This window comes from Bradyrhizobium sp. USDA 3256 (assembly GCF_054058275.1).
Map to the genome: position 1 here is coordinate 7249849 of NZ_JBSSAE010000002.1, position 22392 is coordinate 7272240.

Here is a 22392-nt window from a genome sequence, read left to right on the forward strand (position 1 = left end):
GGCCTTGTTGGCGAAACGGGCCTGAAATCTAGCTCCAACTCTCTTTCAGTGCCAAACCTTCCTCGGCGCCATTGCCAGCGCCCAGTCATTCTCAACGCCACGTCTTCTTTTTTTTCCAGCGCCGCTCGCCGCGCGCGCCGGCTTCCTTGGCGCCGAGATAGAACTCCTGGATATCGGGTGAATTCATCAGCCGTTCGCTGGTGTCGTTCATGACGACGCGGCCGATCTCCAGCACATAGCCGTAGTGCGCCGTCTCCAGCGCGATCTTGGCATTCTGCTCGACCAGCAGGATCGACATGCCCTGCTCCTCATTGACGCGGCGGATGATGGTGAAGATCTCCTTCACCAGGATCGGCGACAGCCCGAGCGACGGCTCATCGAGCAACAGCAGCGTCGGCCGGTTCATCAGCGCCCGCCCGATCGCCAGCATCTGCTGCTCGCCGCCCGAAAGCTGCCCGGCCGGCTGGCCGAGCCGCTCTCTCAACCGTGGAAAATAGCCGTAGACGCGATCGAGGTCCTGCGCCACACCGTCGCGGTCCTTGCGCAGATAGGCGCCCATCATCAGGTTTTCGCGCACCGACAGGAACGGAAACACCTCACGCCCCTCCGGCACGTGGCTCAGGCCGAGCCGCACGATCCGGTCGGCCTCCATGCGCTGGATCGGCTTACCGAGGAATTCGATCGAACCCTTCTGCGGGTCGAGGATCCCGGAGATCGTCTTCAGGACCGTGGTCTTGCCGGCGCCGTTGGCGCCGAGCAGCGTCACGATCCGGCCGCGCGGCACCTCGAGGCTGATGCCGCGGATCGCCATGATCGGCCCGTAATAGCTTTCGATGTTGGAGAGTTTCAGGATGATGTCCGCTGTGCTCATGGCATCATCCTCATGCGCCGAGATACGCTGCGACGACGTCGGGATGGTGCTGCACCTCGGACGGCGAGCCCATCGCCAGCACGCGACCGTAGTTCAGCGCGATGACGCGGTCGGAGACGCGGTTGACCAGCGTCATGTCGTGCTCGACCATCAGCACGGTGATGCCGAGCTCGCTCTTCATGTCGCGGATCCAGAACGACATGTCGTCGGTCTCCTCGACATTGAGGCCGGAGGACGGTTCGTCGAGCAGGATCAGCTTCGGCTCCGAGCACAGCGCCCGCGCCAGCTCGATCACCTTGCGCACGCCGTAAGGCAGTCCCGAGATCAGCTTGTCGCGGTAGGGCTCGAGATCGAGGAACTCGATCACCTGCTCGACGCGGCGGCGATGCGCCTTCTCGCCGGCGCGGACGCTCGGCAGGAACAATAGCTCCTGCCACAGCCGGGTAGTGGAATGGCGATGGCGGCCGACCAGGAGATTGCTCAGCACGGTCGCGTTCTCGAACAGCTCGATGTTCTGGAAGGTGCGGGCGATGCCGAGTTTCGCGATGTCGTAGGCCGGCTCCTGGGTGATGTCCTGATCCTCGAAGAAGATCTTGCCGGAGGTTGGCGGATAGATCCGCGAGATCAGGTTGAAGATCGAGCTCTTGCCGGCGCCGTTGGGCCCGATGATCGAGAGGATCTCGCCCTTCTCGACCGCAAAGCTGACCGCATCGACTGCCTTGAGGCCACCGAAATGCAGCGACAGGTTCTCGGCGCGGAAATAGCTCATCTGTTCCGCTCCGATTTCACATAGATCTTCTGCCGCTTGAAGGTGGCGCGCTTGTAGAGCGGGAACAGCTGGAAGAAGAGCTTGATCTTGAGCCAGCGGCCGTAGAGTCCGAGCGGCTCAAACAGCACGAACAGCACGATGATGATGCCGTAGATCGCGCCCTTCAGTCCGTTGGCGGAGGCGAAGGCTGCGACCGCGTCCTGGATATGGCCCGCGCGCTCGGTGCCGGCGCCGAGGGTCGCAGCCATGCCGCCGATCACGCCCGGCATATCGTCCTTCAGATAGGTCAGGAACGGATCGATCATGACCAGGAAGATCGCACCCAGCACCGCACCGTGCAGGCTGAACGTGCCGCCGATCAGGATCACGATGATGAACTCGATCGAAAGCTGCAGCGTGAACATCTCGGGCGAGATGAAGGAGAGCTTGTGCGCGAACAGCACGCCGGCAAAACCGGTGATCGCTGCCGAGATCGCAAACGACTTCACCTTGTAGAGCGCGACATTGATGCCCATGCTGCGCGCCGCGGTCTCGCTGTCGCGGATCGCGACGAAGGCGCGCCCGGTCGGCGAGCGCAGCAGATTGAGCGTGCCGACGATGGTCAGCACCAGCACCGCAAGGCAGAGGTAATAGAAGGTCGGGCCGTCGCGCGACACCGTGGTGCCGAGCAGCTGCATGGTCTTGACCCGCATGCCCTCATTGCCGTTGGTGACGCTTTCCCAGCGCGCCAGGATCTCCTCGACGATGAACGCAAAGGAGATCGTCGCGATCACCAGATAGATGCCCTGCAGCCGCAGCGCCGGAAACCCGACCAGCGCGCCGACTGCGCCGGTCAACAGGCCCGCGGCGAGGAAGTAGATCGGGAACGGCACATTGAACTGCTGCAGATAGGCCGCGGTGTAGGCGCCGATCGCAAGAAACGCGGCATGGCCGAGCGAGGCCTGTCCGGTGAAGCCGGTCAGGATCAAAAGCCCGACGCCGACGGTCGCGTAGATGCAGACGAAGACGAGCTGGCTCATCAGATAGCTCGAGAGCACGTAGGGCGCGATCAGCAGCACCGCCAGCAACAGGCCGTAGGAATAGATGTAGCCCGAATGCGGGAACAGCTTGATGTCGTCTTCGTAATCGGTCTTGAAGAGAAACCGCATCCGTTGCTCCTCAGACTTTCTTCCGGACATGAAGGCCGAACAGGCCCTCGGGCTTGAGCAGCAGCACCGCGAGCAGCACGATGTAGGGCGCGACATCCTTCCATCCCTGCGGCAGATAGAAGCCGGCCATGCTCTCGATCACCCCGATCAGGACGCCGCCGACGACGGCGCCCGGGATCGAGCCGAAGCCGCCGAGCACCGCCGCCGGAAACGCCTTCAACCCCAGCACCAGGCCGACATTGGAATGAATGAAGGTGATCGGCGCCAGCAGCACGCCGGCGCAGGTCGCGACCGCGGCCGAGATCGCCCAGACGATCGAGACCACCCGCTTGACCGGAATGCCCATGTAATAGGCAGCCAGCATGTTCTCGGAGCTGGCGCGCATCGCGGTGCCGAGCGTGGTCCGGTTGAAGAACAGATAGAGCAGCGCGCACAGGATGATGGTCGCCGCAATCACCGACAGCTTGTCGTAGGCGAGCACCAGGCTGCCGATCCGAAGCACGCCCTGGCTGAACGGCGTCTCGATCTTGAAGTCGTCGGTGCCCCAGATCATGCCGGAGACCGAGCGCAGGAAATAGCCGAGCCCGATCGTCGCCATGATGATGGAGAACTGCGGATAGCCGAGGATCGGCCGCACCACGAGCCGCTCGGCCAGCATGCCGAACAGCGCCATGCAGATCACCGCGCCGGCGAACCCGACCCAGTAATTCAGCCCGAGCATGCCGATAAAGGTGAAGGCGAAAAAGCCGCCCAGCATCATCAAATCGCCTTGCGCGAAATTGACGACCTCGGTTGCCTTGTAGACCAGCACGAAGCCGAGCGCGATCAGGCCGTAAACGCAGCCGAGCGCGATGCCGCTGACGAGCTGCTGAACAAAGTCCAGCATCGTTCCCTCCCCGATGCCCGGCGATTCTTATCCGATCGCTCGTTGCATCCCGCCTTCACGCCCTTGTGTCTGGAGCGCCGAAAGCCGCCTATGTCAGCCCTGATTGAGCCAAAAGGCCCGATCCCTGTCAACAAACCGCTGTTGTCGCTGTATCATCACATTTGCGGAGATTTGCCGCAGCACGGACTAATACGGATATCACCTTTGATTTGCCTCGTGCGATTCACTGCACCGAAACGGTTTTTGTCCAAGCTTTGCGCAACCGACGAGCGAAATTCCGGATCGCCACCACGCCATGACACCTGAACTGTCCGCACTCACCGTGCGAGGGTTAACCAAGCGTTTTGACCGCCCGGCGGTCGATGCGCTCGATCTCACGATCCGTGTCGGCGAGTTCTATGCGCTGCTCGGGCCGAACGGCGCCGGCAAGACCACGACGCTGCGCATGGTGGCCGGGCTATTGCGGCCCGATGCCGGCTCGGTGTCGATCCTTGGCCTCGACGCGCTCGCCGATCCGGTCGCCGCCAAGCAGATCATGGCCTGGGTGTCCGACGAGCCGATGATCTACGACAAGCTGACGCCGCTGGAATATCTCGAATTCGTCGCCGGCCTGTGGGGTATCGATCCGCGCACGTCGGAGAGCTCGGCGCGCGATCTCCTGGTGTCGCTCGGGCTCGAGCCGCATCTCAACGAGCGCTGCGAAGGCTTCTCCAAGGGCATGCGCCAGAAGGTGGCGCTGGCCGGCGCGCTGGTGCACGATCCCCGCCTGATCATTCTGGACGAACCGCTGACCGGCCTCGACGCGCTGTCGGCGCGTCACGTCAAGGGACTGCTGCAGGAGCGCGTCCGCGCCGGCTGCACCGTGATCATGACGACCCACATTCTCGAAGTCGCCGAGCGGATGGCCGACCGGATCGGCGTCATTGCGGCCGGCAGGCTGATCGCCGAGGGCACGCTGGCCGAGCTGCGCGCGCAGAACGGCCGCAACGACACCACCCTCGAGGATATGTTCATCGCGCTGGTCGATACCGAAGCGGCGGCCGCGTGAGCTCGGTCGCCCACCTCACCTGGTTCGCCCGCCACGAATTCCGCCTGGCGTGGCGCGAATGGCTGGCGATGATGACCGGCGGCCGGCGCCGGCGCAAGCGCGCCGTGATCGGCCTTCTGATCTTCGCGGCGATCCTGCATCTGCCGGCTTATGCCGTGGTCAACCGCTATGCCAACTTGCGGTTTCCGCTCGACCCGTCGTCGCTGATCGTGCTGACCGCGACGATCTTCCTGGCCTGGGCGCTGATGCTCTCGCAGGCGATCGAGTCGGTGACGCGCGTGTTCTACGCCCGCGCCGATCTCGATCTGATCATGTCGTCGCCGGCAAAGCTCACCAACATCTTCTCGATCCGGATCGCCGCGATCGCGCTGACGGTGAGCAGCATGGCGCTCCTGCTGTCGACGCCGTTCATCGACGTGCTGGTCTATCTCGGCGGCCCGCGCTGGCTCGCCGGCTTCGGCGTCGTCCTTGCGATCGGGCTGTCGGCGGCCGCCGCCGCGATCGCCGTCACCGCGTTCCTGTTCCGCCTGATCGGGCCGAGCCGGACGCGGCTGGTGGCGCAGGTCGTCTCCGCCGTGATCGGCGCCGGCTTCGTCATCGCGCTGCAGGTCGTGGCCGTGCTGTCCTACGGCACGCTGTCGCGCTTTGCCTTTCTGACCTCGGAAACCGCGGCGCGAATTGCCCCCGCTGCCGACAGCCTGCTGTGGTGGCCGGCCCGGGCATCGCTCGGCGACCTCGAAATCATGATGCTGTTGCTCGCCGCGGCGCTGGTGATGCTCGGCGGCGTGATGGCGCTATTCGCACCGCGGTTTGCCGATACGGTCGCCAGCGTCGCCGCCAATCCGGCTGCGGTGACGCGGGGACGCGCCCGCGCGTTCCGGGCCGGCTCGCGGCAGCAGGCGCTGCGGCGCAAGGAATTCTTGCTGCTGCGCCGCGATCCGTGGCTGCTGTCGCAGAGCCTGATGCAGATGCTCTATCTGTTGCCGCCGGCGCTGATGCTGTGGCGCAGCTTCTCCGGTACGTCGACCGCGATCGTGCTGATTACGCCGGTCATCGTGATGGCCGCAGGCCAGCTCGCCGGCGGGCTCGCATGGCTGACCATCTCCGGCGAGGACGCGCCCGATCTGGTGGCGACCGCGCCGCTGCCGCCGTCACGCGTGACCCGCGCCAAGGTCGAGGTGGTCCTGATCGCAATCGCCGTAATCTTCGCCCCGCTGGTGGCCGCGCTGGCGTTTGCCTCGCCAGGACAGGCCGCAGTCACGGCGATCGCAATCCTCATCGCGACCGCATCCGCCGCCGCGGTCCAGCTCTGGTTCCGCGCGCAGGCCAAGCGCAGCCAGTTCCGCCGGCGCCAAACCTCCTCCCGTATCGCCACCTTCGCGGAAGCCTTCTCCTCGATCGGCTGGGCCGCAACCGCGGCGTTGGCCCTGACAATCCCGACGGCTGCGCTGGTCAGCGGCATTCTGACGCTGCTGACGCTTGCCATCGCCTGGAAGATCAGCCCGCGGCGCTAAAGCATGATCCGGAAAAGTGCGAAGCGGTTTTCCGAAAAGATCATGCTCAAACAAAGAGCTAAGGCGCGATGACGATTCAACCTAATCTCATCGCGCTTTAGCCTTCACCACCTCGATCACCGCCGCGGCGAACGCCTCCGGCGCTTCCTGCGGCAGGTTGTGCCCGGCATGCGGAATCAGGCGATGGGCCAGGCGGCGGGTGTACTTTGCCGCGGTGCGACTGCCGTCGGTCGCGAACGTCACGCCGTCGTCGGCGCCGTCCAGCGAGATGGCGGGGACCTTGATGACAGGCAATGTGTCGAGCCGCCGCTGCAAATCCGCATATTGCGGATCCCCATCGACAACGCCGTAGCGGTGCCGATAACTGTGGATCACGACGTCGACATAATCAGGATTGTCGAACGCGACCGCAGTCCGCTCGAAGCAGGCGTCGTCGAACGCCCAGCTCGGCGACCATTGCGACCACAGGATTTTGGCGATGCCACGCCGGTTGGCGGCGAGCCCCGCCCGCCCCCGCTCGAGTTGGAAGTAGTACTGATACCAAAGCGGCACCTCGCGATCCGGCGGCGCCGGCACCATCGCATGCGCGATGTCCTGGATCATGTAGCCGTTGGTGCAGACGAGTCCGATACATCTTTCCGGCCATAGCGCCGCACCGATCGATGCGGCGCGGCCGCCCCAGTCATAGCCGGCGAACACCGCGCGCTCGATGTCGAGCGCGTCCATCAGCGCGATCATGTCGGCGCCGACCGCCGCCTGCTCGCCCGAGCGTGGCGTCGCCTTGTCGCGGAACGCCGTCGGTCCGTAGCCGCGCAGATAGGGCACGATGACCCGACAGCCTTGCGCCGCCAGCACAGGCGCGACGTCCACATAGGAGTGGATGTCGTAGGGGAAGCCATGCATCAGCAGCACGGCCGGCCCATCGGAGGGGCCCGCTTCGTAATAGGCGACGTTGAGCACACCGGCGTCGACATGGCGCAATGGCTCGAGCCGTTTGGTTGAAGGCGCGCGCTGCGAAGAGACGGTATCAGTCACGCAGAACTCCCTGATCTCGATCGTTTGCGCGACATCCTAGCGTGTCCCGACGCAATAATCGCCCGGCTCGTGTTGCAGCCCGCGCCATGGAGCGATGCACGGGCCTCATCATGACGGCGCGCCAATTGCGCGCTACTCTTCCGTCCGCGGATGCCGCCGCAGACGGAACAGGTCATGCTGAGATTGCTCGCCGCGCTTGTCTTGCTGGGACCATTGACCGGTCACGCCTTCGCGCAGGACGCCCAGCGCAGCGAATGCCTGGCGATGGCCAATGCGCCGCCGCGCGCCGTTCCCGTGAGCTACCGCCGCGTCGCGGCCAAGACCGCGGACAAGACCGCGACCAAGTCCGACGAAGTCGCGATCACCTATGCCGGCCATTCGACCTACTATATCGACACGCCCGGCGGCATCCGGATCGCGACCGACTATAACGGCGTGTATCGGACCGGGCGGCTGCCCGACGTCGCGACCATGAACCGGGCCCACGCGACCCATTACACGCTGTTTCCCGACCCCAAGATTCCCCACGTGCTGCATGGCTGGGGCGAGAACGGCCAGGCCGCGCATTACGCCGAGCGCATCGGCGACGTCTATATCCGCAATGTCACCACCGACATCCGCCGCTACTGGGGCGAAGACTCCGGCGGCGAGATGATCAAGGACGGCAATTCGATCTTCATCTTCGAGGTCGCCGGCCTCTGCATCGGCCATCTCGGCCACCTCCACGTCAAGCTCGACGACAGCCATTTCGCCGCGATCGGCCGGCTCGACATCGTGATGGTGCCGATCGACGGCACCTATACGATGTCGCTCGACGGCATCTCCCAGATCACCAGGCGATTGCGCGCCGCCGTCGTGCTGCCGATGCACCGCTTCGCCACCCCGCTCGACGAGTTCATGCGCCTGATCGGCCAGCAGTTCGAGATCGATCGCCGCGGTGGCGAGCGCACCTTGCGGATTTCGCGCGACACGCTGCCGGCGACGCCGACGGTGATCATCCTGGATGGGGTGTGAGGCTCAACGCACTCATTCCTCCGCCGCCTGGCTGCGCCGGTAGTGCCGCCGCGATTTGGCAAGATTGCCGCAATCGCCCATCGAGCACCACCGCCGGTTCTGGGTACGGCTCTCGTCAACGAACAACCAACCGCAGCCCCGCTCATCCTGGCACTGCTTCACCCTCAGCGCACGGGGCCCGGTCAGAAGGCTCACCGCCGACCATGCGATCGGCTTGAGCAGCGTCTCGGGCGCAACTTTCCCGGCTGTCGGCAGCCACCGCAGGGTGTCGCCGACAGGTCCGAGCGCAACACCGCCCAACGCTGCTTCGAGGTATCGGTTGATATCGGCCAGCGCCGTCCGATCGATCCGGCCGCCTCCGATGCGGGCGATAAAGATCCTGTAGAGCGCCTCGCGCAGACCGTGCGCCGCATTCAGAAAGGCATCGGCCTCGTGCGGTGAGGCTTTCCATCGCGCCCTGAGCTGCGCGGCGATCCGGCGATCCGCCAGTTCGGCATCGACCAGCCATTTCAGGATGGAATCCGAGGTCGCGATCCGATCCTCAACCAGGTCGCGGAGACGCCATGCGACGGTATTGACGAACTTGATGCTGAGCTCTTCCCGGGACGACGCCTCAGGCGAAGGAACGCGCGGCATGGTCCAGCAACTCCTCTGGAACGCATAACCCCTTAATGGGTTGGATTTGATAACCCATTAAGGGGTTAGAATCTAGCTCGGGAGCCTCGCATGTCCAAGCGCCTTTTGATCGTCGGCGCGTTCGCCGCCATCTACCTGCTTTGGGGTTCCACCTATTTCGCGATCGCGCTCGGCCTGAAGACGATCCCGCCGTTCCTGCTGATGGGCCTTCGCTCGCTCGGCGGCGGCCTGATCCTTGTCGCGCTGAACGGGGCGGACGTCACGCGCGTTTCGCGGTGGAACTGGCTGACCGCAGCACTCTGCGGCGTGCTGTTCTTCGTCGGCTGCCATGGTGTTCTCGCTTATGCCCAGCAATCGGTCCCGTCCGGCATCGCCGCGATCATGCTGGCTACGATCCCGTTCTGGGTGTTGCTCATCGATTTCCTGTATCCGCAAACCCGGCGTCCCGCGACCATGACGCTGGCCGCATTGCTGCCCGGCCTTGCTGGTGTTGCAATCGTAGGCTGGCAATCGGCCGAACAGGGCCATTTCAGTATCCTTCCCATTCTGCTGCTGCTCGCTGCGGCGTTCTCCTGGGCGGTGGGCACGGTGCTGTCGCGTCGGACTTCGGATCATGGTTCGCCAACATTGTCGTCAGGCATGCAACTGTCGATCGGCGGCGCGGTCCTGTTTGCAATCAGTCTTGCGTCCGGTGAACTGGAAGGCTTCTCGCCGCGCGACGTTTCGGCGCCTTCGCTCGCGGCCGTGATCTATCTCGCCATCGCCGGCAGCGTCATCGGCTTCACGGCATTTCGCTGGCTGCTCGACAATGTGTCGACGTTCATGGTCTCGACCTACATCTTCGTCAACCCGATCATCGCCGTGCTGCTCGGCACGCTGATTCTGGGCGAGCCGTTTTCCGTCACGATGTTGTTTGGAGCGCTTCTTGTCATCGCCTCGGTCATCATCACCTGGCGCACCGAGCAGGCATCGCCGGCGTCGGCGAGGCAAGCTCAGTCGATGACGTGGTCGCGACCGGCAATACGGTCGGGTTGACCGGCACGCGCAGACGTACGCATGCCTCCTCAGGTAGAGGTCAGGCAGAGGCCCGGGTTTGACGCGCTCCTGCGCGGCTCGTTATCCTCCCCAAAGCCGACATCGTATCGGCGGCCGACAAGAGCAAGAACAGGGAGTATTATCCATGGCCAGCACTCTGCCCGCCTCCGCCAGCGGGCTCTATGCCAATCCGCGCGAAGACTGGCTCGCCCAATACACCGAGGAGATCATCGATCCGGCCCGGCCGATCGTCGATCCGCATCACCATCTCTGGGATCGCGGGGGCTTGCGCTATCTGATCGAAGAGATGCGCGACGACATCGCGTCCGGCCACAACATCGTGGCGACCGTCTATGTCGATTGCCGGTCGATGTACCGCGCCGACGGCCCGGAGGCGTTCCGTCCGGTTGGCGAGGTCGAGTTCGCCAACGGCGTCGCGGCGATGGCGGCGAGCGGCGGCTACGGCAAGGCGGCGATCTGCGCCGGCATCGTCAGCCACGTTAACCTTCTGATCGGCGATCAGGCCAAGGCGGTGCTGGAGGCGCAGATTGCCGCCGGCAACGGCCGGTTCCGCGGCATCCGCCACTCCTCGGCCTGGGACGAGGATCCCAACGTCGCGCATATGTACGCGAACCGGCCGAAGGGCATTCTGCTGGACTCCACCTTTCGTAGGGGGTTCGCCTGCCTGGCACCGCTCGGCCTCAGCTTCGATGCCTGGTTGTTCCACCCGCAGATCGGCGAGCTGACCGACCTCGCCCGCACCTTCCCCGATACCCGGATCGTGCTCGACCATTGCGGCGGGCCGGTCGGCACCGGACGCTTCGCCGGCAAGCGCGCGGAGACCTTTCCGGTCTGGCAGGCGTCGATCCAGGAGATCGCCAAATGCCCGAACGTCGTGGTCAAGCTTGGCGGGCTGGCGATGTGCCTGCTCGGCTACGACTTCCACCTCCGCCCCAGGCCGCCCTCGTCGGAGGAACTTGCTGCCGCCTGGCGGCCTTATGTCGAGACCTGCATCGAGGCGTTCGGTCCGGACCGTTGCATGTTCGAGAGCAACTTCCCACCTGATAAGGGGCAATGCAGCTACCAGGTCATCTTCAACACCTTTAAACGGCTTGCATCACAATATAGCGAAGCCGAAAAGACGGCGTTGTTCTTGAAGACGGCAAAGGATGTCTATCGGCTCGATATCGGGTAAACTCTCGACTCATGGATGACGGCATCACCATCCGGCCGCTTCGAGAGGCTGATGCGGAAGCGGTGGTCGAACTTTACGCAAAGGCAGCCGCGGTGGAACCGCGGCTAGGCCCTGTGACGCTGCCGCAATGGGACCAGTTCCTGAAGCTGCCGCAGAACCGCGGCGGGCGCGGCTTTCGTGTTGCCGAGCGCGATGGCGTACTCGTCGGCCTCGCCGAGTCCTCGTTGCGCGACCAGGGCGCGCATCACACCCGATTTCTCAAGATCGTCGTGGCGCCCGAGATGCGCCGCCGCCGGATTGGCCTCGCGCTGTTCGACGAGGTGCTTGCGATCGACGCCGATGCCGATCTCACCGTTCAGACGCTGGTGAGTAGCGACTGGCCGGCGGGAATGGCCTTCGTCGCGGCCTTCGGTTTTGTTCATGTCGAGTCCGAGATCGGGATGAAGTGCGTCGAGCCGCTGCAGCCGGCGCGCACGCTCGCGGCCGCGCGCGCCACCATCGAGCAGGTCAGCGACGTCACCGCCTGCGCGGGCGAAGTCGCGCGCATCCACAATGCCGCCTATGCCTCGGACGCCGCCTTCCGCCTGTATTCGCCGGAGGAGATGGCGCAGGTCCTGACCGAGAGCGAGGTCTGGATCGCGTCGGAGGATGGACAGATGTCGGGCTTCTGCCTGACCGAGCCGGAACGGAACTCGATGTGGATCGAGTCGGTCGCCGTCGATCCGGTGCGGCAGGGACGTGGGCTCGGCCAGCTGCTGGTTTATCGCGTGCTGGCCGCACACGACGTCTCGGTCGAGCACCCGTGCTGGCTCAACGTCTCGAGCCGCAACGCTCCCGCGCTGAAGATCTATCGCCGGCTCGGCTTCCGGCCGCAGTACGAGACCTGCCGCTTCAGCGCGCCGCGCGGCGACCTGCTCGCCGCGCGGGGGCGGAGGTTTCAGTAGAGCGCGAACTGCGCTCCCTCGCCTCGTTTCTTACGAGGTCGGGACAAGCGAAGCTTGCTCTTAAAGGGATGCGGTGAGGGGCCGCCTTCGCGCATTCGATGATATCTGTGTTTGCGGAGACTCCCCTCACCCGGAACGCATCTGGCGATGTGTTCCGACCTCTCCCCGCACGCGGGGCGAGGTGAAGCAGAATTCGCGGGCGGCCTTTAAGCCCACTCGCCCTTGCGGAACACCGGCACGCTACGGCCGTCGGCATGGATGCCGTCGATGTCGGTGTGGGCGGAGCCGATCATCCAGTCGATGTGGATCAGGCTCTTGTTGCCGCCCTGCTCGGCGATCTGCTGCGGCGTCAGCTTGTCGCCATTAACGAAGCATTTCGAGTAGCACTGGCCGAGCGCGATGTGCGAGGCGGCGTTCTCGTCGAACAGCGTGTTGAAGAACAGCAGCCCGCTCTTCGAAATCGGCGAGGAGTGCGGCACCAGTGCGACCTCGCCGAGGCGGCGCGCGCCCTCGTCGGTGTCGAGCACCTTTTTCAGCACTTCCTCGCCGCGCGAGGCCTTGGCCTCGACGATGCGGCCTTCCTCGAACTTGACCGAAATATTGTCGATCAGCGTGCCCTGATAGGACAGCGGCTTGGAGCTGACGACGTGGCCGCTGACGCGGCGGCAGTGCGGGGTGGTGAAGACTTCCTCGGTCGGGATGTTGGCATTGCAGGCGATGCCGTTCTTGGCGGTCGACGCACCGCCTTCCCATTCATGACCGTCGGCGAGGCCGATCGTGAGGTCCATGCTGGGTCCGGAATATTTCAGCGCGTGGAAGCGCTGGCCGTTCAACCATTCGGTGCGCTCGCGGAGCTTCGCATTGTGCTGTGCCCAGGCGGCGACGGCGCCATCCTGATCGACCCGGGAGGCGGAGAAGATCGCATCCGCAAGCTTGGCCACCGCGACGTCCTCGGCATCGTCGGGGAACACCTGCTTCGCCCAGGACGTGCTCGGATAGGCGATGATGTTCCAGTTGGTGTCGAAATTGACGATCTTCTCCAGCGCCGGCTGGTAGGCGATCGAATTGGCCTTGCTGGCGCGCGCCACCTTGACCGGGTCTTCGCCCGACAGCAGCATCGGATTGTCGCCGACGATTGCAAGCCGCGCAGTATTGGCGCCGAACGCCTTGGCCATGCCCTCATAGAGCCAGCTTGCGGCACGATCGAAACTTGCATCGCTGGCGTAGCGGTAGCGCGCCAGCGTGAGCTCTTCGTCCGAGAAAAACGGGGTCACGAGACCAGCACCGGCCTTGTAGGCATGCTCCGCCACCCGCCGCACCAGCGGCATCGCCGCGGCAGGGGCGGTCAGCAAGAGATCCTGCCCCGGCTGCAGCTGCAGGCCGACCTTGATCGCGACTTCGGCGAGCCGATCGAGCTTTACGGGATCGATCGAGGCGGAAAGGTTGCGTTGATGTGCGGTCATGAAGCGCCGTGTCGTTTGAGGAACTCTCGGGATTCGTAATCCAATTCGATCCGCATTCGCAAGGTTCCTGGCCGGCGCGCGCGATCACGCGACGGCGAGCAATTGCCTCGAATCTTACCGCTTCATTGAGGCCAGCACCCGGTCGACCATCTGCGGCGCGAGGCCGAGATAGTTTTTCGGCGCGGTGAGGCGGTCGATCGTCACCCGATCGATCCGGCTGGCGACGCGATCATCCGCCGCCAGCGCCTCGGCCAGCGTCAGGCCCTTGTCGTTGGCGAGGCGGCAGGCGTCATAAACCACGTCATGCGCCTCCTGCCGGCCGATCGCGGGCGCGAGGCCCATCATCACGGCCTCGGCCACAATGAGCCCGCGGCTGATGTCGAGATTGTCGGCCATCCGCTGCTCGTCGACGATCAGGCCGCCGAGCGCAAACCTCGCCTGGTGCAGCGCGCCCGCGGTCAGCACGAAGCTCTCCGGGATCGCCATCCATTCGGCGTGCCACGGACCGGTGGCGCGCTCGAAATCCTGCACCATCGCATCCAGCATCAGGCCGGCATGCTGGCGCACAGCCTTGGCGGCGGCGAGCATCAGCTCCGACGAGATCGGGTTGCGCTTTTGCGGCATGGTCGAGGAGGCGCCGCGCCCCTTCACGAACGGCTCGTAGACCTCGGCGAACTCGGTCGAGGCCATGATCATGATGTCGAGCGCGATCTTGCCGAGCGTGCCCGTGACCAGCGCGAGGAAATTCACCGCTTCCGCCAGCCCGTCGCGCGCGACATGCCAGGTCGAGACGGGCACGCCGAGGCCGAGTTCCTCGCACAGCGCCTGCTGGACCTCGAATCCCCTGTCGCCGAGCGAGGCCAGCGTGCCGGCAGCGCCGGCGAACTGGCCGACCAGCACGCGCGGCTTCAGCTCCGCAAGCCGCGCGACGTGGCGATCGAACGCGGCGAGCCAGATCGCGGTCTTGTAGCCGAACGTCACCGGCAGCGCCTGCTGCAGATGGGTGCGGCCGGCCATCGGCGTGTCGCGGTATTTTTTCGAGAGATCGGCGAGGATGCCGCGCAGCGCAGCGATGTCGTCCCCGATGATCTTCAGGCCGTCGCGCAGTTGCAGCACGACGGCGGTGTCCATGATGTCCTGCGTGGTCGCGCCCCAATGGACATAGCGGCCGGCCTCGCCGCACTGCTTGGCCATTTGATGCACCAGCGGCAGGATCGGGTAACCGACGACGTCGGTCTCCTGCCGCAGCAGATCGAAATCGAGCGCGGTCACATCGGTCCGTTTTGCGATCTCCACTGCGGCTTCAGCAGGAATCACGCCGCAGCGCGCCTCGGCCTTTGCCAGTGCGACCTCGACCTCGGCGTAGCGCTCGATCAGCCGCAGGTCGGAAAACACCTCGCGCATCTCGCGCGTGCCGAAGGCATCGCGAAACAATACGGAATCGAGCACGGTGGTCGAGGTCGGGAAGGCGGACATGGGCAGATCCTGTTGCCGGTCGCAGACGGCAACGTCCCTATCACGGCAGGGGCCGGTGCCCTACCCCTCCGGGGGCACCTCGCCGAACACCTCGGCCGCAATCTTGCTGGTCTCGATCGCGGCCGGAATGCCGCAATACATCGCGACCAGCAACAGCACGTCCTGCACCTGCGCGGCGGTGCAGCCATTGGCCAGCGCGCCCTTGGCATGCACGCGGAACTCGGCCGGCTTGCTGCTCGCCGCGGTGATGCCGAGCATCACGAGGCTGCGGATCTGGTCGGACAGCCCGCTGCGCTCCCAGACGTCGCCATAGACATAGGCATTGATGATGTTCTGCAGCGGCGTGCCGAAGTCGCCGGCAGCGGCCATCCGCTTGGCGACGTCGACCTCGCCGAACATCTTCTGGCGCCGGCGCAGTCCGCGCGCTTGGAGATCGCTGATGTCCACCATCTTCGTCGGGCTCCCTAGATGGGCTATTTATACGGATAAATATGACGCACCTCAACATTGCAACAGGCCGGACGCTTGCCTTTCTAAGGTATTTGTCCGTATAAATTTGCAAAAGTAGACACGGGAGGGGATCGGGATGAAGTTACGGCTGGGGCTGCTCGTCGTCCTGCTTGCGACGCTTTCGGTCCTGCCGGCTTTCGCGGCGGACGATTTCCCGCAACGCCCGCTCAAGATCATCGTGCCGTTCCCGGCCGGCGCCGGTCCCGACAACGTCGCGCGGCTGATCGGCCAGCATCTGCAGGACGCGTTCGGCCAGACCGTGCTGATCGAGAACCGCGCCGGCGCGCTCGGCAGCATCGGCGCCCAGGAAGTCGCCCGCAGCGCGCCCGACGGCTACACGTTGTTGATGGGCACCAACACCACCCATGCCAGCAACGTCGCGACGCTCAAGAGCCTGCCCTACGACCCGGTGAAGGATTTCGCGCCTGTGATCCGCACCACAACGACGGCGATGGTGCTGTTGGTCAATCCGAAGCTCACGGCCAGGGACCTGCCGCAGTTCCTCAGCTACGCCAAGGCCAATCCCAACCTGACCGCGGGCTACGGCTCCGGCGCATCGCAGATCTCGATCGCCCAGCTGCAATCGCGCGGCGGCCTGTCGCTGGCCGCGGCGTCGTATCGCGGCGTGCCGCAGGCGATGACCGACGTGATGGCGGGGGTGATCGATCTGACCTTCGGCGACTTCTCGGTCGCGATCCCGCAGATGCAGGGCGGCACCTTGCGCGGCATCGCCGTGACGTCGGCGACCCGCAACGATCTGACCCCCGGCCTGCCCGCGCTCGCGGAAGCGATGCCGGGCTTCGAGGCCACGATCTGGTACGGGCTGTTCGCGCCGGCCGGCACGCCGGAACCCATCGTCAGCAAGCTCTACGCCGAGTGCGCGAAATACCTCGCGATGCCGGAGACGAGGAAGAAGCTCGCCGATGTCGGCGTGATGGTGGCGCCGCTCGCGCCCGCCGAGTTCGGCACCTTCGTCAGCAGCGAGGTCGCGCGCTGGTCGGCGGAGGTCAAGGCGGCCGGCATCCAGCCGCAATAAAGCGAGTCGGCGTCGCATCATGGCTCACGAGACATCTGTCGGCATGATTGGCCTCGGGCTGATGGGATCGGCGCTCTCCGCGCGGCTGATCGACGCCGGCATCGGGGTGATCGGCTTCGACATCGACGCCGCGAAGACGGATGGCCTGAGAGCCAGCGGCGCCGAGTTCGCGGCCTTCGCCGCCGACGTCGCGGCGCGCTGCCGGACCATCGTCATCGCGGTGTATGACGTAGGCCAGGTCAAGGGATTGCTGCCGGAGCTCGCCAACGCGACAGTGCCGCCGCGCGTCATCTGCACCACCACCTGCGCGCCGGGCGAGATCGTGGCAATCGCCGAATTCGCCTCCCGCTCGCGCCTCGCCTTCATCGAAGCGCCGATCTCGGGGACCAGCGCCGAGGTCCGGGCGGGCACGGCCACCGCGCTGGTCGCCGGCGATGCCGACATCATCGACGCCGCCGCGGCGACGCTCGATATCCTCTGCCCGCAGCGGGTCAATGTCGGCGCGATCGGCAATGCCGGCCGCACCAAGCTCGCCATCAACCTGATCCTGCAGAACAACCGCGCCGCGCTGGCCGAGGGCATCGCCTTTGCGGAAAGCCTCGGCCTCGACGGCGCGACGTTCCTTGCGACCGCGCGGCAATCGGCGGCATATTCCAAGGTGATGGACAGCAAGGGGCCGAAGATGCTGGCGCGGGATTTCTTGCCGCAATCGCATATCGCGCAGACCTTGAAGGATGCCGAACTGATCCTGCAGGAGGCCGGTCGGCGCGGCCTGCCCTTGCCACTGACCTCGGTGCAGGCCGGGTTGCTGCGCGCGGCGATCGCGCTTGAAGGCCCGGACAGCGACAGCGCCGCGGTCATCGAGGCGATCCGGGCCGGCCGCGGCAACGGGGAGGGACAGTCATGATCAACTGCGCGATCGCGGGCCTCGGTCGATGGGGCCGCGCACTGGTCGGGGCCGCGCGCAACGAGCCGCGGCTCAGGATCGTCCGCGCGGTGGAACCCGACGCCAACGGCGCCGCCGGCTTTTGCGAGGCGCACGGCCTCTCCGTCGCGGCGAGCCTGGACAATGTCCTCCTCGACCCTCGCATCGATGCCGTGCTGCTGGCGACGCCGCATTCGCTGCACAAGGGCCAGGTGATCGCGGCGGCCGGCGCCGGTAAGCAGGTGTTTTGCGAGAAGCCGCTAGCGCTTCGGCACGCCGATGCCGCAGAGATGTTCGCGGCGTGCCGTAGCGCCGGCGTGGTGCTCGCGGTCGGGCATAACCGCCGGTTCTGGCCGTCGATGCAGGCGCTGCGCGCGATCACAGCCAGCGGCGAGCTCGGCACCATCCTGCATGTCGAGGGTCACAACAGCAACGAGAACTCGCAGAGCATCACGCAGGGCTGGCGGCTGTCGCCCGAGGAATCGCCGGGCGGCGGGCTGACCGGCGCGGGGCTGCATGTGCTCGACGGCTTCGTCAGCCTCTTTGGTCCTGCCCGACAGGTCTATGCCCGGTTGAGTGCGCGCGAGGCGGGACCGCCGCCGCTCGACACTGCAACCTTGGCGATTGAATTTGTGAATGGCGTGAGCGCAACCCTTGCGACAATTCGCGCAACACCGTTCTATTGGCGCGTGCATGTGTTCGGAACGAAGGGATCCGCCGAGGTGCTCGACGAACAGACGATGGTGCTGCGGAAATCCGGCGAGGCGCCTGCGACCATGCGCTATCCGGCGATCGACACGCTCACCGCGGAATTATCGGCCTTTGCCGACGCCGTCGAAGGCAGGCAGCCGTTCCCGGTGCCTGAAGCGGACGTGCTGGCGACGCTCGCCGCGTTCGAGGCTGCGCTGCAGTCGATGCAATCGGGACATCCGGTCGTCTGCCATACGGCATACCAGTGATCCGCCATGTCTGAACAACCGGACCGAGCGCGATCGTCCCGCTACCGCGACATCGCCACCGGGGCTGCAGAAGGACATCCGGCTCGGCACCTACGCGGTCGGCAATCTGCTGCCGACCGAGACCGAGCTGATGGCGAGCTATCAGGCCAGCCGGCAGACCGTGCGCGAGGCGCTGCGCATCCTGATCGACCAGGGCCTGATCGTGCGCCGCGCCGGCCTCGGCTCGGTGGTGATCGCATCCGAGCCGCCGGTGCTGTTCACCCACAGCGTCAAGTCGCTCGGCGAGTGGCTGCGCTATTCCAACGAGACCTACCGCGAGGTCGTGGCCAGCAGCGACATCGTGGCCGACCGCAAGCTGGCTGGCCTGCTGAAATGCGAGCCCGGCAAGAGCTGGTTCCTGATCGAGGCGGTGCGCCGCTCCGACCAGTTCGCCGCGCCGCTCGGCTGGGCCGAGATCTACGTGCTGCGCCGGTTCGCCGATGTCGTGACCCGGCCCGATCACGGCCGCACCCCGGTGCATGAGCAGATCGCCAGGATGTACGGCCAGGTCACCGAGCGCGCGCAGATGGAAATCTTCGTGCGGGGCATGCCGGCGCCAATCGCCAGGGCGCTCGGCGTCAAGACCGGCTCGCCGGCACTCACCGTGGTACGCCGCTACTACGGCCAGCGCGAGGAACTGTTCGAGGTCACCATCACCACGCACCCCGAGGGGCGCTACACCTACACGATGGACATGCAGCGCTCGCTGCGGCCGAAGCTCTAGCGCACCCGGGCCAGATGGGTGCTGGCAGAGGTATGTGCCGTCTGCGGGGTGCCGCTCACGCCCCAGATCGCGACCGCAATCAGCGCGGCCGCCCAGACATAAGGCACAGCATTCAACTTCTTCATTTCCGGGATCATCCCCAACGTCTCAGCAGGACCGACTGACCTTGCGACCCAGGTCGTGAATCTCACCACCGCGGTCCTCAGCGTCTCACCAGGCAGCCGTCCTTCACAACGCTACTAAGGTTAGACCTTGTCGGTTTCAGGACGCCTTCGTGCGAATCCGGAAATGATTTCGTCGGAACCGGGCTCTCTCATCCGAATTGATGAGACGGCGGGCCGAAGGGGTCCGGCTCCATTCGAGGCAACACTTAAGAGAATTTTCTGCCCAAATTTGAGTCAGACACACAGCAAACCTTCCAAAGATGCGCCCACTGAATTCTTTTTGATTGTCGCCCCGACTCCCGCCGTGCGATCAGGGCCTGTGACACTGTGATGACAAGGGTTTCTCCCGTGACTGCCGAACCGGCCAAACCGCAAGGCGACTCCCGTCGCCGCTCCAAGGAAACCCAGGACGAGGTCGCACGGTCGCTGGAACGGGAATTGAAGCTGCTGACGGAAGAGCGCCAGGAGCGCGCGCTCCGGTTCGGCCTCGATATTGCGGGCAAGACGCCGAAGGTGGACCAATAAGGTCGCCGCCGCGCCGAGAGCCTCGGGCGGATAGTTTCCGTAACACTGTCGATTCGCGCGGGCGTCTGCCATGGCTGGTATGCGTGTTGCCGTACGCCGGTCGTGATTTCCTTCGATCATGCCGCCAAGGTCGCTGCGCGGAGACGACGCCTTCTGCCGGGATGCGCGGATGATGATCCCGGAGAGGAATGCGGGCAGACAGCTTCCTTGGCGTCGTCCCGGCGAAGGCCGGGACCCATAACCACAGGGTCGAGTAGTTGAAGAAGGCTGTCGCCCCAGCGTAGCGCGTTCATTGGCATTTGGGGTAATGGGTCCCGGCCTTCGCCGGGACGACACCGAGAATGTTGCAGGGTCAGTGAGTCAAACTTCCGCGTTCTCGCGACATGATTTGCCCGAGCTTTTGCTCTTCATTCCGCCCTCCCTTGAACAGCGGGCGCAGGGAAAGCCGGGCGCCGATCGCACCCATGGGCCCCGTGCAAGGGTTGAAAGCACGGGGTTAGGACCACAGGTGTAACCGGACACAACCCGGCTTTCCCCGCGCGATGGCTTACGGCTTATACGTGCTCTCCCCGGCGAGACTGGGCTTTGTTGTCACCGCCCTCGCAAAGACGCTTTCGCCTCTTGCGAGAGGACACCTGCCGCTAGGGCGTCAGGCCTGCACGATTTCGCCGTCCGCCTCATGCGCAATCGGCGTCCACCGCATCTCGACCCACGTTCGTGACGACCGCGAAGCGCCCCCTCGATCGGGTGAGACGGCCAAACCATACATTGATTTGTCATTACGATAAACCGAAATATTTTTACAATGAGGCATTGACAGGTTTTGTTGAGTAGCCCGTCGGGTAGTCACACAGCCATCACTCTCGTCACTCGAAAGATTGAGATGCAGCCCGCGCTTGAGCTATTGCACGCCCGGCGCGTCAGCATCGGCCTGCACGACACCGCCGAAGCGATCCTTGCCGCTGAGCCTGGCCTTGCCACCATCGAACGACAGCAGCCATCGGCGGTCGGTATCGCCGCCGACCAGACGCAGGTCGATCGCAAATGTCTGGTTGTCCTGCCACGTTCCTTTCAGCGCCATCACGCCGAGCGCCGTTGGCTGACCGAGACGGTACGCACCGTCGAGCCCGATCGGTCCCGCCAGTGTCGTCACCGGCCTCGCCAGATCCGGCGTCGCCGTTTCCAGTTCGTAATGCGCGGGCTGATCCGTCAGATGCAGCGTTAGTGCCCGCAAATTGAAGCCATTGGCCGGGAAGCGCCAGGTCTTGCCGGAGATGGCGGCGGCCGTCTCGGGCACGGCACCAACCGTCGACAGCTTTTCGGTTGCGATATCGCGCAACGCGCTCGCGAGCTGATTGCCGCCGACGGAGTTCACCGGCAGCGCCGTGTCGGATTTGACCGCGCCTGAAATCTCGTCGGCCATTTTGCCGAACGAGCAGTAGTCGCGCGCGGTCACGACCGTGACGATGTCGAGCGCGGGAAACAGCATGACGAGCTGACAGCGGTCGCCGACCGCCATGACAACCTGCCGCTGCGGCATGACCCAGAAGAAATTGGCGTAGCGCAACGATGGGTCGAACGAGGCGTGCATCTCCGCCGCCGCGTGCCTGATGCGATCGACCCAGCCGGTCGGCAGCAAGCGCTGCCCGTCCCATTCACCGTCATGCAGATAGAGCAGGCCGATCCTGGCCGCGTCGCGCGGCGCGAGCTGGAGCCCGCCGCCGCCCTGCGTCAATCCGGGGCCGATGCTGTGCCAGTACGGCGCGGCTATCCCGAGCGGGCGAAACAGTTTCGTCACCGCATAGTCCCGCGCGCTCATGCCAGTGAGCTTGTTGATGATCGCGGCCAACAGCTGCGCATTGCCGGTGTTGTAATAGAACGCCTCGCCCGGCGCCTTCGCCATCGGGCGGTCGAGGATGAACTGGATCGCATCAGGGCTGCGGCCCCACTCGATCAACGAGTCCGGCCGACCACCCTCGACGCCTTCGGTCCAGGCCATTCCCGAGGTCATGTCCAGCATGGACCGGACCGTGATCGCCCGCTTGCGGTCGTCGAGATTGGCGATGGTGCGATCGCCGAAGAAATCCACCATGCGATGGTCGAGGCTGTCGAGCACGCCATCCCTGAGCAGCATCGCGACCAGCGTGCCGGTCACCGCCTTGGTGACGGAATTGAACAGATGCGGGATCTCCGGCGTGTAGGGTGCATAGTAGGCGTCGAGCACGATCCGGCCGTGCCGCGCGATCAGGAGGCTATCGAGACTGTGGGCCGCGCCATCATTGACGAGCCGCGCCAGCGCGGCGGAATCCATCCCCTGCTCTTCCGGCGTCGAGGTCTGCCACTGCCAGGTCTGCCACTGTGAGGTCTGCCGTACCGGCTCGGCGACACCTTGCGCCTGGACAGCGCCCGACAAAGCCGAAGCTGCAAGCACGAGCCCTGCAAGCATCGGCAGCGCCAAACGTTGAACTTGCATCGG

Annotated in this window: 22 protein-coding genes; 11 read left to right on the top strand and 11 right to left on the bottom strand. The window is 65.1% G+C overall.

What is annotated here, in order from left to right:
* Positions 1-91 precede the first annotated feature (91 nt).
* From ACVWY5_RS36235 to ACVWY5_RS36250, 4 genes are read right to left on the bottom strand one after another with little or no spacing between them, the layout of a single operon-like run.
* A complete protein-coding gene (locus ACVWY5_RS36235; protein ID WP_028336609.1) occupies positions 92-871 on the bottom strand; it encodes an ABC transporter ATP-binding protein in 780 nt (259 codons plus the stop codon).
* Between the two features lie 10 nt (positions 872-881).
* Positions 882-1640, bottom strand: a complete 759-nt coding sequence (locus ACVWY5_RS36240; RefSeq protein WP_028336610.1) for an ABC transporter ATP-binding protein — start codon at positions 1638-1640, stop codon at positions 882-884.
* Positions 1637-2788, bottom strand: a complete 1152-nt coding sequence (locus ACVWY5_RS36245) for a branched-chain amino acid ABC transporter permease (protein WP_028336611.1) — start codon at positions 2786-2788, stop codon at positions 1637-1639. The genes ACVWY5_RS36240 and ACVWY5_RS36245 overlap by 4 nt, the downstream gene beginning before the upstream one ends.
* 10 nt (positions 2789-2798) lie before the next feature.
* Complete coding sequence (locus ACVWY5_RS36250) at positions 2799-3674, bottom strand: branched-chain amino acid ABC transporter permease (protein WP_028336612.1); 876 nt, start codon at positions 3672-3674, stop codon at positions 2799-2801.
* Positions 3675-3969: 295 nt separating this feature from the next.
* On the opposite strand from ACVWY5_RS36250, the gene ACVWY5_RS36255 reads away from it, so the two are divergent.
* Together ACVWY5_RS36255 and ACVWY5_RS36260 are read left to right on the top strand one after the other, a co-directional pair.
* On the top strand, positions 3970-4722 hold the full coding sequence (locus ACVWY5_RS36255; protein WP_028336613.1) for an ABC transporter ATP-binding protein: 753 nt from the start codon (positions 3970-3972) through the stop codon (positions 4720-4722).
* Positions 4719-6236, top strand: a complete 1518-nt coding sequence (locus ACVWY5_RS36260) for a hypothetical protein (protein WP_028336614.1) — start codon at positions 4719-4721, stop codon at positions 6234-6236. The genes ACVWY5_RS36255 and ACVWY5_RS36260 overlap by 4 nt, the downstream gene beginning before the upstream one ends.
* A gap of 87 nt (positions 6237-6323) precedes the next feature.
* On the opposite strand, the gene ACVWY5_RS36265 is transcribed toward ACVWY5_RS36260, so the two are convergent.
* Positions 6324-7271, bottom strand: a complete 948-nt coding sequence (locus ACVWY5_RS36265; RefSeq protein ID WP_051376365.1) for an alpha/beta fold hydrolase — start codon at positions 7269-7271, stop codon at positions 6324-6326.
* A 174-nt stretch (positions 7272-7445) separates the two neighbouring features.
* On the opposite strand from ACVWY5_RS36265, the gene ACVWY5_RS36270 reads away from it, so the two are divergent.
* Positions 7446-8285 carry an MBL fold metallo-hydrolase gene (locus ACVWY5_RS36270; RefSeq protein WP_028337571.1) on the top strand — a complete coding sequence of 280 codons (840 nt, stop codon included), beginning with the start codon at positions 7446-7448 and terminating at the stop codon, positions 8283-8285.
* Positions 8286-8297: 12 nt separating this feature from the next.
* Here the strand turns inward: ACVWY5_RS36270 and ACVWY5_RS36275 are convergent, their stop codons facing one another.
* Positions 8298-8921 carry an ABATE domain-containing protein gene (locus tag ACVWY5_RS36275; RefSeq protein ID WP_028337572.1) on the bottom strand — a complete coding sequence of 208 codons (624 nt, stop codon included), beginning with the start codon at positions 8919-8921 and terminating at the stop codon, positions 8298-8300.
* Between the two features lie 90 nt (positions 8922-9011).
* Here ACVWY5_RS36275 and ACVWY5_RS36280 point away from each other — a divergent pair, with 90 nt between their 5' ends.
* From ACVWY5_RS36280 to ACVWY5_RS36290, 3 genes are all read left to right on the top strand, one after another.
* Complete coding sequence (locus tag ACVWY5_RS36280) at positions 9012-9956, top strand: EamA family transporter (RefSeq protein ID WP_063616585.1); 945 nt, start codon at positions 9012-9014, stop codon at positions 9954-9956.
* Positions 9957-10101: 145 nt separating this feature from the next.
* Positions 10102-11151 (top strand): amidohydrolase family protein, encoded by a 1050-nt coding sequence (locus ACVWY5_RS36285; protein ID WP_038377984.1) that lies wholly within the window; start codon positions 10102-10104, stop codon positions 11149-11151.
* 11 nt (positions 11152-11162) lie between these two features.
* On the top strand, positions 11163-12095 hold the full coding sequence (locus ACVWY5_RS36290; protein ID WP_051376366.1) for a GNAT family N-acetyltransferase: 933 nt from the start codon (positions 11163-11165) through the stop codon (positions 12093-12095).
* 206 nt (positions 12096-12301) lie between these two features.
* Here ACVWY5_RS36290 and ACVWY5_RS36295 read toward each other — a convergent pair whose 3' ends face one another.
* From ACVWY5_RS36295 to ACVWY5_RS36305, 3 genes are all read right to left on the bottom strand, one after another.
* A complete protein-coding gene (locus ACVWY5_RS36295; RefSeq protein ID WP_028337574.1) occupies positions 12302-13558 on the bottom strand; it encodes an aminopeptidase in 1257 nt (418 codons plus the stop codon).
* Between the two features lie 114 nt (positions 13559-13672).
* Entirely contained in the window at positions 13673-15034 is a 1362-nt protein-coding gene (locus tag ACVWY5_RS36300) for a class-II fumarase/aspartase family protein (RefSeq protein ID WP_028337575.1), read from the bottom strand.
* Positions 15035-15094: 60 nt separating this feature from the next.
* Positions 15095-15484, bottom strand: coding sequence for a carboxymuconolactone decarboxylase family protein (locus tag ACVWY5_RS36305; protein ID WP_028337576.1), 390 nt, complete (start codon positions 15482-15484; stop codon positions 15095-15097).
* A 136-nt stretch (positions 15485-15620) separates the two neighbouring features.
* Between ACVWY5_RS36305 and ACVWY5_RS36310 the strand changes: the two genes are divergently transcribed.
* The 4 genes from ACVWY5_RS36310 to ACVWY5_RS36325 all read left to right on the top strand — a co-directional run bounded on the left by ACVWY5_RS36310 (position 15621) and on the right by ACVWY5_RS36325 (position 19227).
* Positions 15621-16580, top strand: coding sequence for a tripartite tricarboxylate transporter substrate-binding protein (locus tag ACVWY5_RS36310; RefSeq protein WP_028352133.1), 960 nt, complete (start codon positions 15621-15623; stop codon positions 16578-16580).
* A gap of 19 nt (positions 16581-16599) precedes the next feature.
* Entirely contained in the window at positions 16600-17487 is an 888-nt protein-coding gene (locus ACVWY5_RS36315; RefSeq protein ID WP_028337578.1) for an NAD(P)-dependent oxidoreductase, read from the top strand.
* On the top strand, positions 17484-18464 hold the full coding sequence (locus tag ACVWY5_RS36320; RefSeq protein WP_028337579.1) for a Gfo/Idh/MocA family protein: 981 nt from the start codon (positions 17484-17486) through the stop codon (positions 18462-18464). The genes ACVWY5_RS36315 and ACVWY5_RS36320 overlap by 4 nt, the downstream gene beginning before the upstream one ends.
* A 76-nt stretch (positions 18465-18540) precedes the next feature.
* Positions 18541-19227: a GntR family transcriptional regulator gene (locus ACVWY5_RS36325; RefSeq protein ID WP_456671789.1), complete on the top strand. Its 687-nt coding sequence runs from the start codon at positions 18541-18543 to the stop codon at positions 19225-19227.
* On the opposite strand, the gene ACVWY5_RS36330 is transcribed toward ACVWY5_RS36325, so the two are convergent.
* Positions 19224-19352, bottom strand: coding sequence for a hypothetical protein (locus ACVWY5_RS36330; protein WP_016847287.1), 129 nt, complete (start codon positions 19350-19352; stop codon positions 19224-19226). The genes ACVWY5_RS36325 and ACVWY5_RS36330 overlap by 4 nt on opposite strands.
* Before the next feature lie 387 nt (positions 19353-19739).
* Between ACVWY5_RS36330 and ACVWY5_RS36335 the strand changes: the two genes are divergently transcribed.
* Complete coding sequence (locus ACVWY5_RS36335) at positions 19740-19916, top strand: hypothetical protein (RefSeq protein WP_162832420.1); 177 nt, start codon at positions 19740-19742, stop codon at positions 19914-19916.
* A gap of 901 nt (positions 19917-20817) precedes the next feature.
* Here ACVWY5_RS36335 and ACVWY5_RS36340 read toward each other — a convergent pair.
* Entirely contained in the window at positions 20818-22389 is a 1572-nt protein-coding gene (locus ACVWY5_RS36340; protein WP_051376368.1) for a serine hydrolase domain-containing protein, read from the bottom strand.
* Between the last annotated feature and the right edge of the window lie 3 nt (positions 22390-22392).

Coding starts and splice junctions, on each gene's coding strand:
- ACVWY5_RS36235 (WP_028336609.1), bottom strand. CDS start 871: ATGAGCACAGCGGACATCATCCTGAAACTCTCCAACATCGAAAGCTAT.
- ACVWY5_RS36240 (WP_028336610.1), bottom strand. CDS start 1,640: ATGAGCTATTTCCGCGCCGAGAACCTGTCGCTGCATTTCGGTGGCCTC.
- ACVWY5_RS36245 (WP_028336611.1), bottom strand. CDS start 2,788: ATGCGGTTTCTCTTCAAGACCGATTACGAAGACGACATCAAGCTGTTC.
- ACVWY5_RS36250 (WP_028336612.1), bottom strand. CDS start 3,674: ATGCTGGACTTTGTTCAGCAGCTCGTCAGCGGCATCGCGCTCGGCTGC.
- ACVWY5_RS36255 (WP_028336613.1), top strand. CDS start 3,970: ATGACACCTGAACTGTCCGCACTCACCGTGCGAGGGTTAACCAAGCGT.
- ACVWY5_RS36270 (WP_028337571.1), top strand. CDS start 7,446: ATGCTGAGATTGCTCGCCGCGCTTGTCTTGCTGGGACCATTGACCGGT.
- ACVWY5_RS36275 (WP_028337572.1), bottom strand. CDS start 8,921: ATGCCGCGCGTTCCTTCGCCTGAGGCGTCGTCCCGGGAAGAGCTCAGC.
- ACVWY5_RS36280 (WP_063616585.1), top strand. CDS start 9,012: ATGTCCAAGCGCCTTTTGATCGTCGGCGCGTTCGCCGCCATCTACCTG.
- ACVWY5_RS36285 (WP_038377984.1), top strand. CDS start 10,102: ATGGCCAGCACTCTGCCCGCCTCCGCCAGCGGGCTCTATGCCAATCCG.
- ACVWY5_RS36290 (WP_051376366.1), top strand. CDS start 11,163: ATGGATGACGGCATCACCATCCGGCCGCTTCGAGAGGCTGATGCGGAA.
- ACVWY5_RS36295 (WP_028337574.1), bottom strand. CDS start 13,558: ATGACCGCACATCAACGCAACCTTTCCGCCTCGATCGATCCCGTAAAG.
- ACVWY5_RS36300 (WP_028337575.1), bottom strand. CDS start 15,034: ATGTCCGCCTTCCCGACCTCGACCACCGTGCTCGATTCCGTATTGTTT.
- ACVWY5_RS36305 (WP_028337576.1), bottom strand. CDS start 15,484: ATGGTGGACATCAGCGATCTCCAAGCGCGCGGACTGCGCCGGCGCCAG.
- ACVWY5_RS36310 (WP_028352133.1), top strand. CDS start 15,621: ATGAAGTTACGGCTGGGGCTGCTCGTCGTCCTGCTTGCGACGCTTTCG.
- ACVWY5_RS36315 (WP_028337578.1), top strand. CDS start 16,600: ATGGCTCACGAGACATCTGTCGGCATGATTGGCCTCGGGCTGATGGGA.
- ACVWY5_RS36320 (WP_028337579.1), top strand. CDS start 17,484: ATGATCAACTGCGCGATCGCGGGCCTCGGTCGATGGGGCCGCGCACTG.
- ACVWY5_RS36330 (WP_016847287.1), bottom strand. CDS start 19,352: ATGAAGAAGTTGAATGCTGTGCCTTATGTCTGGGCGGCCGCGCTGATT.
- ACVWY5_RS36340 (WP_051376368.1), bottom strand. CDS start 22,389: ATGCAAGTTCAACGTTTGGCGCTGCCGATGCTTGCAGGGCTCGTGCTT.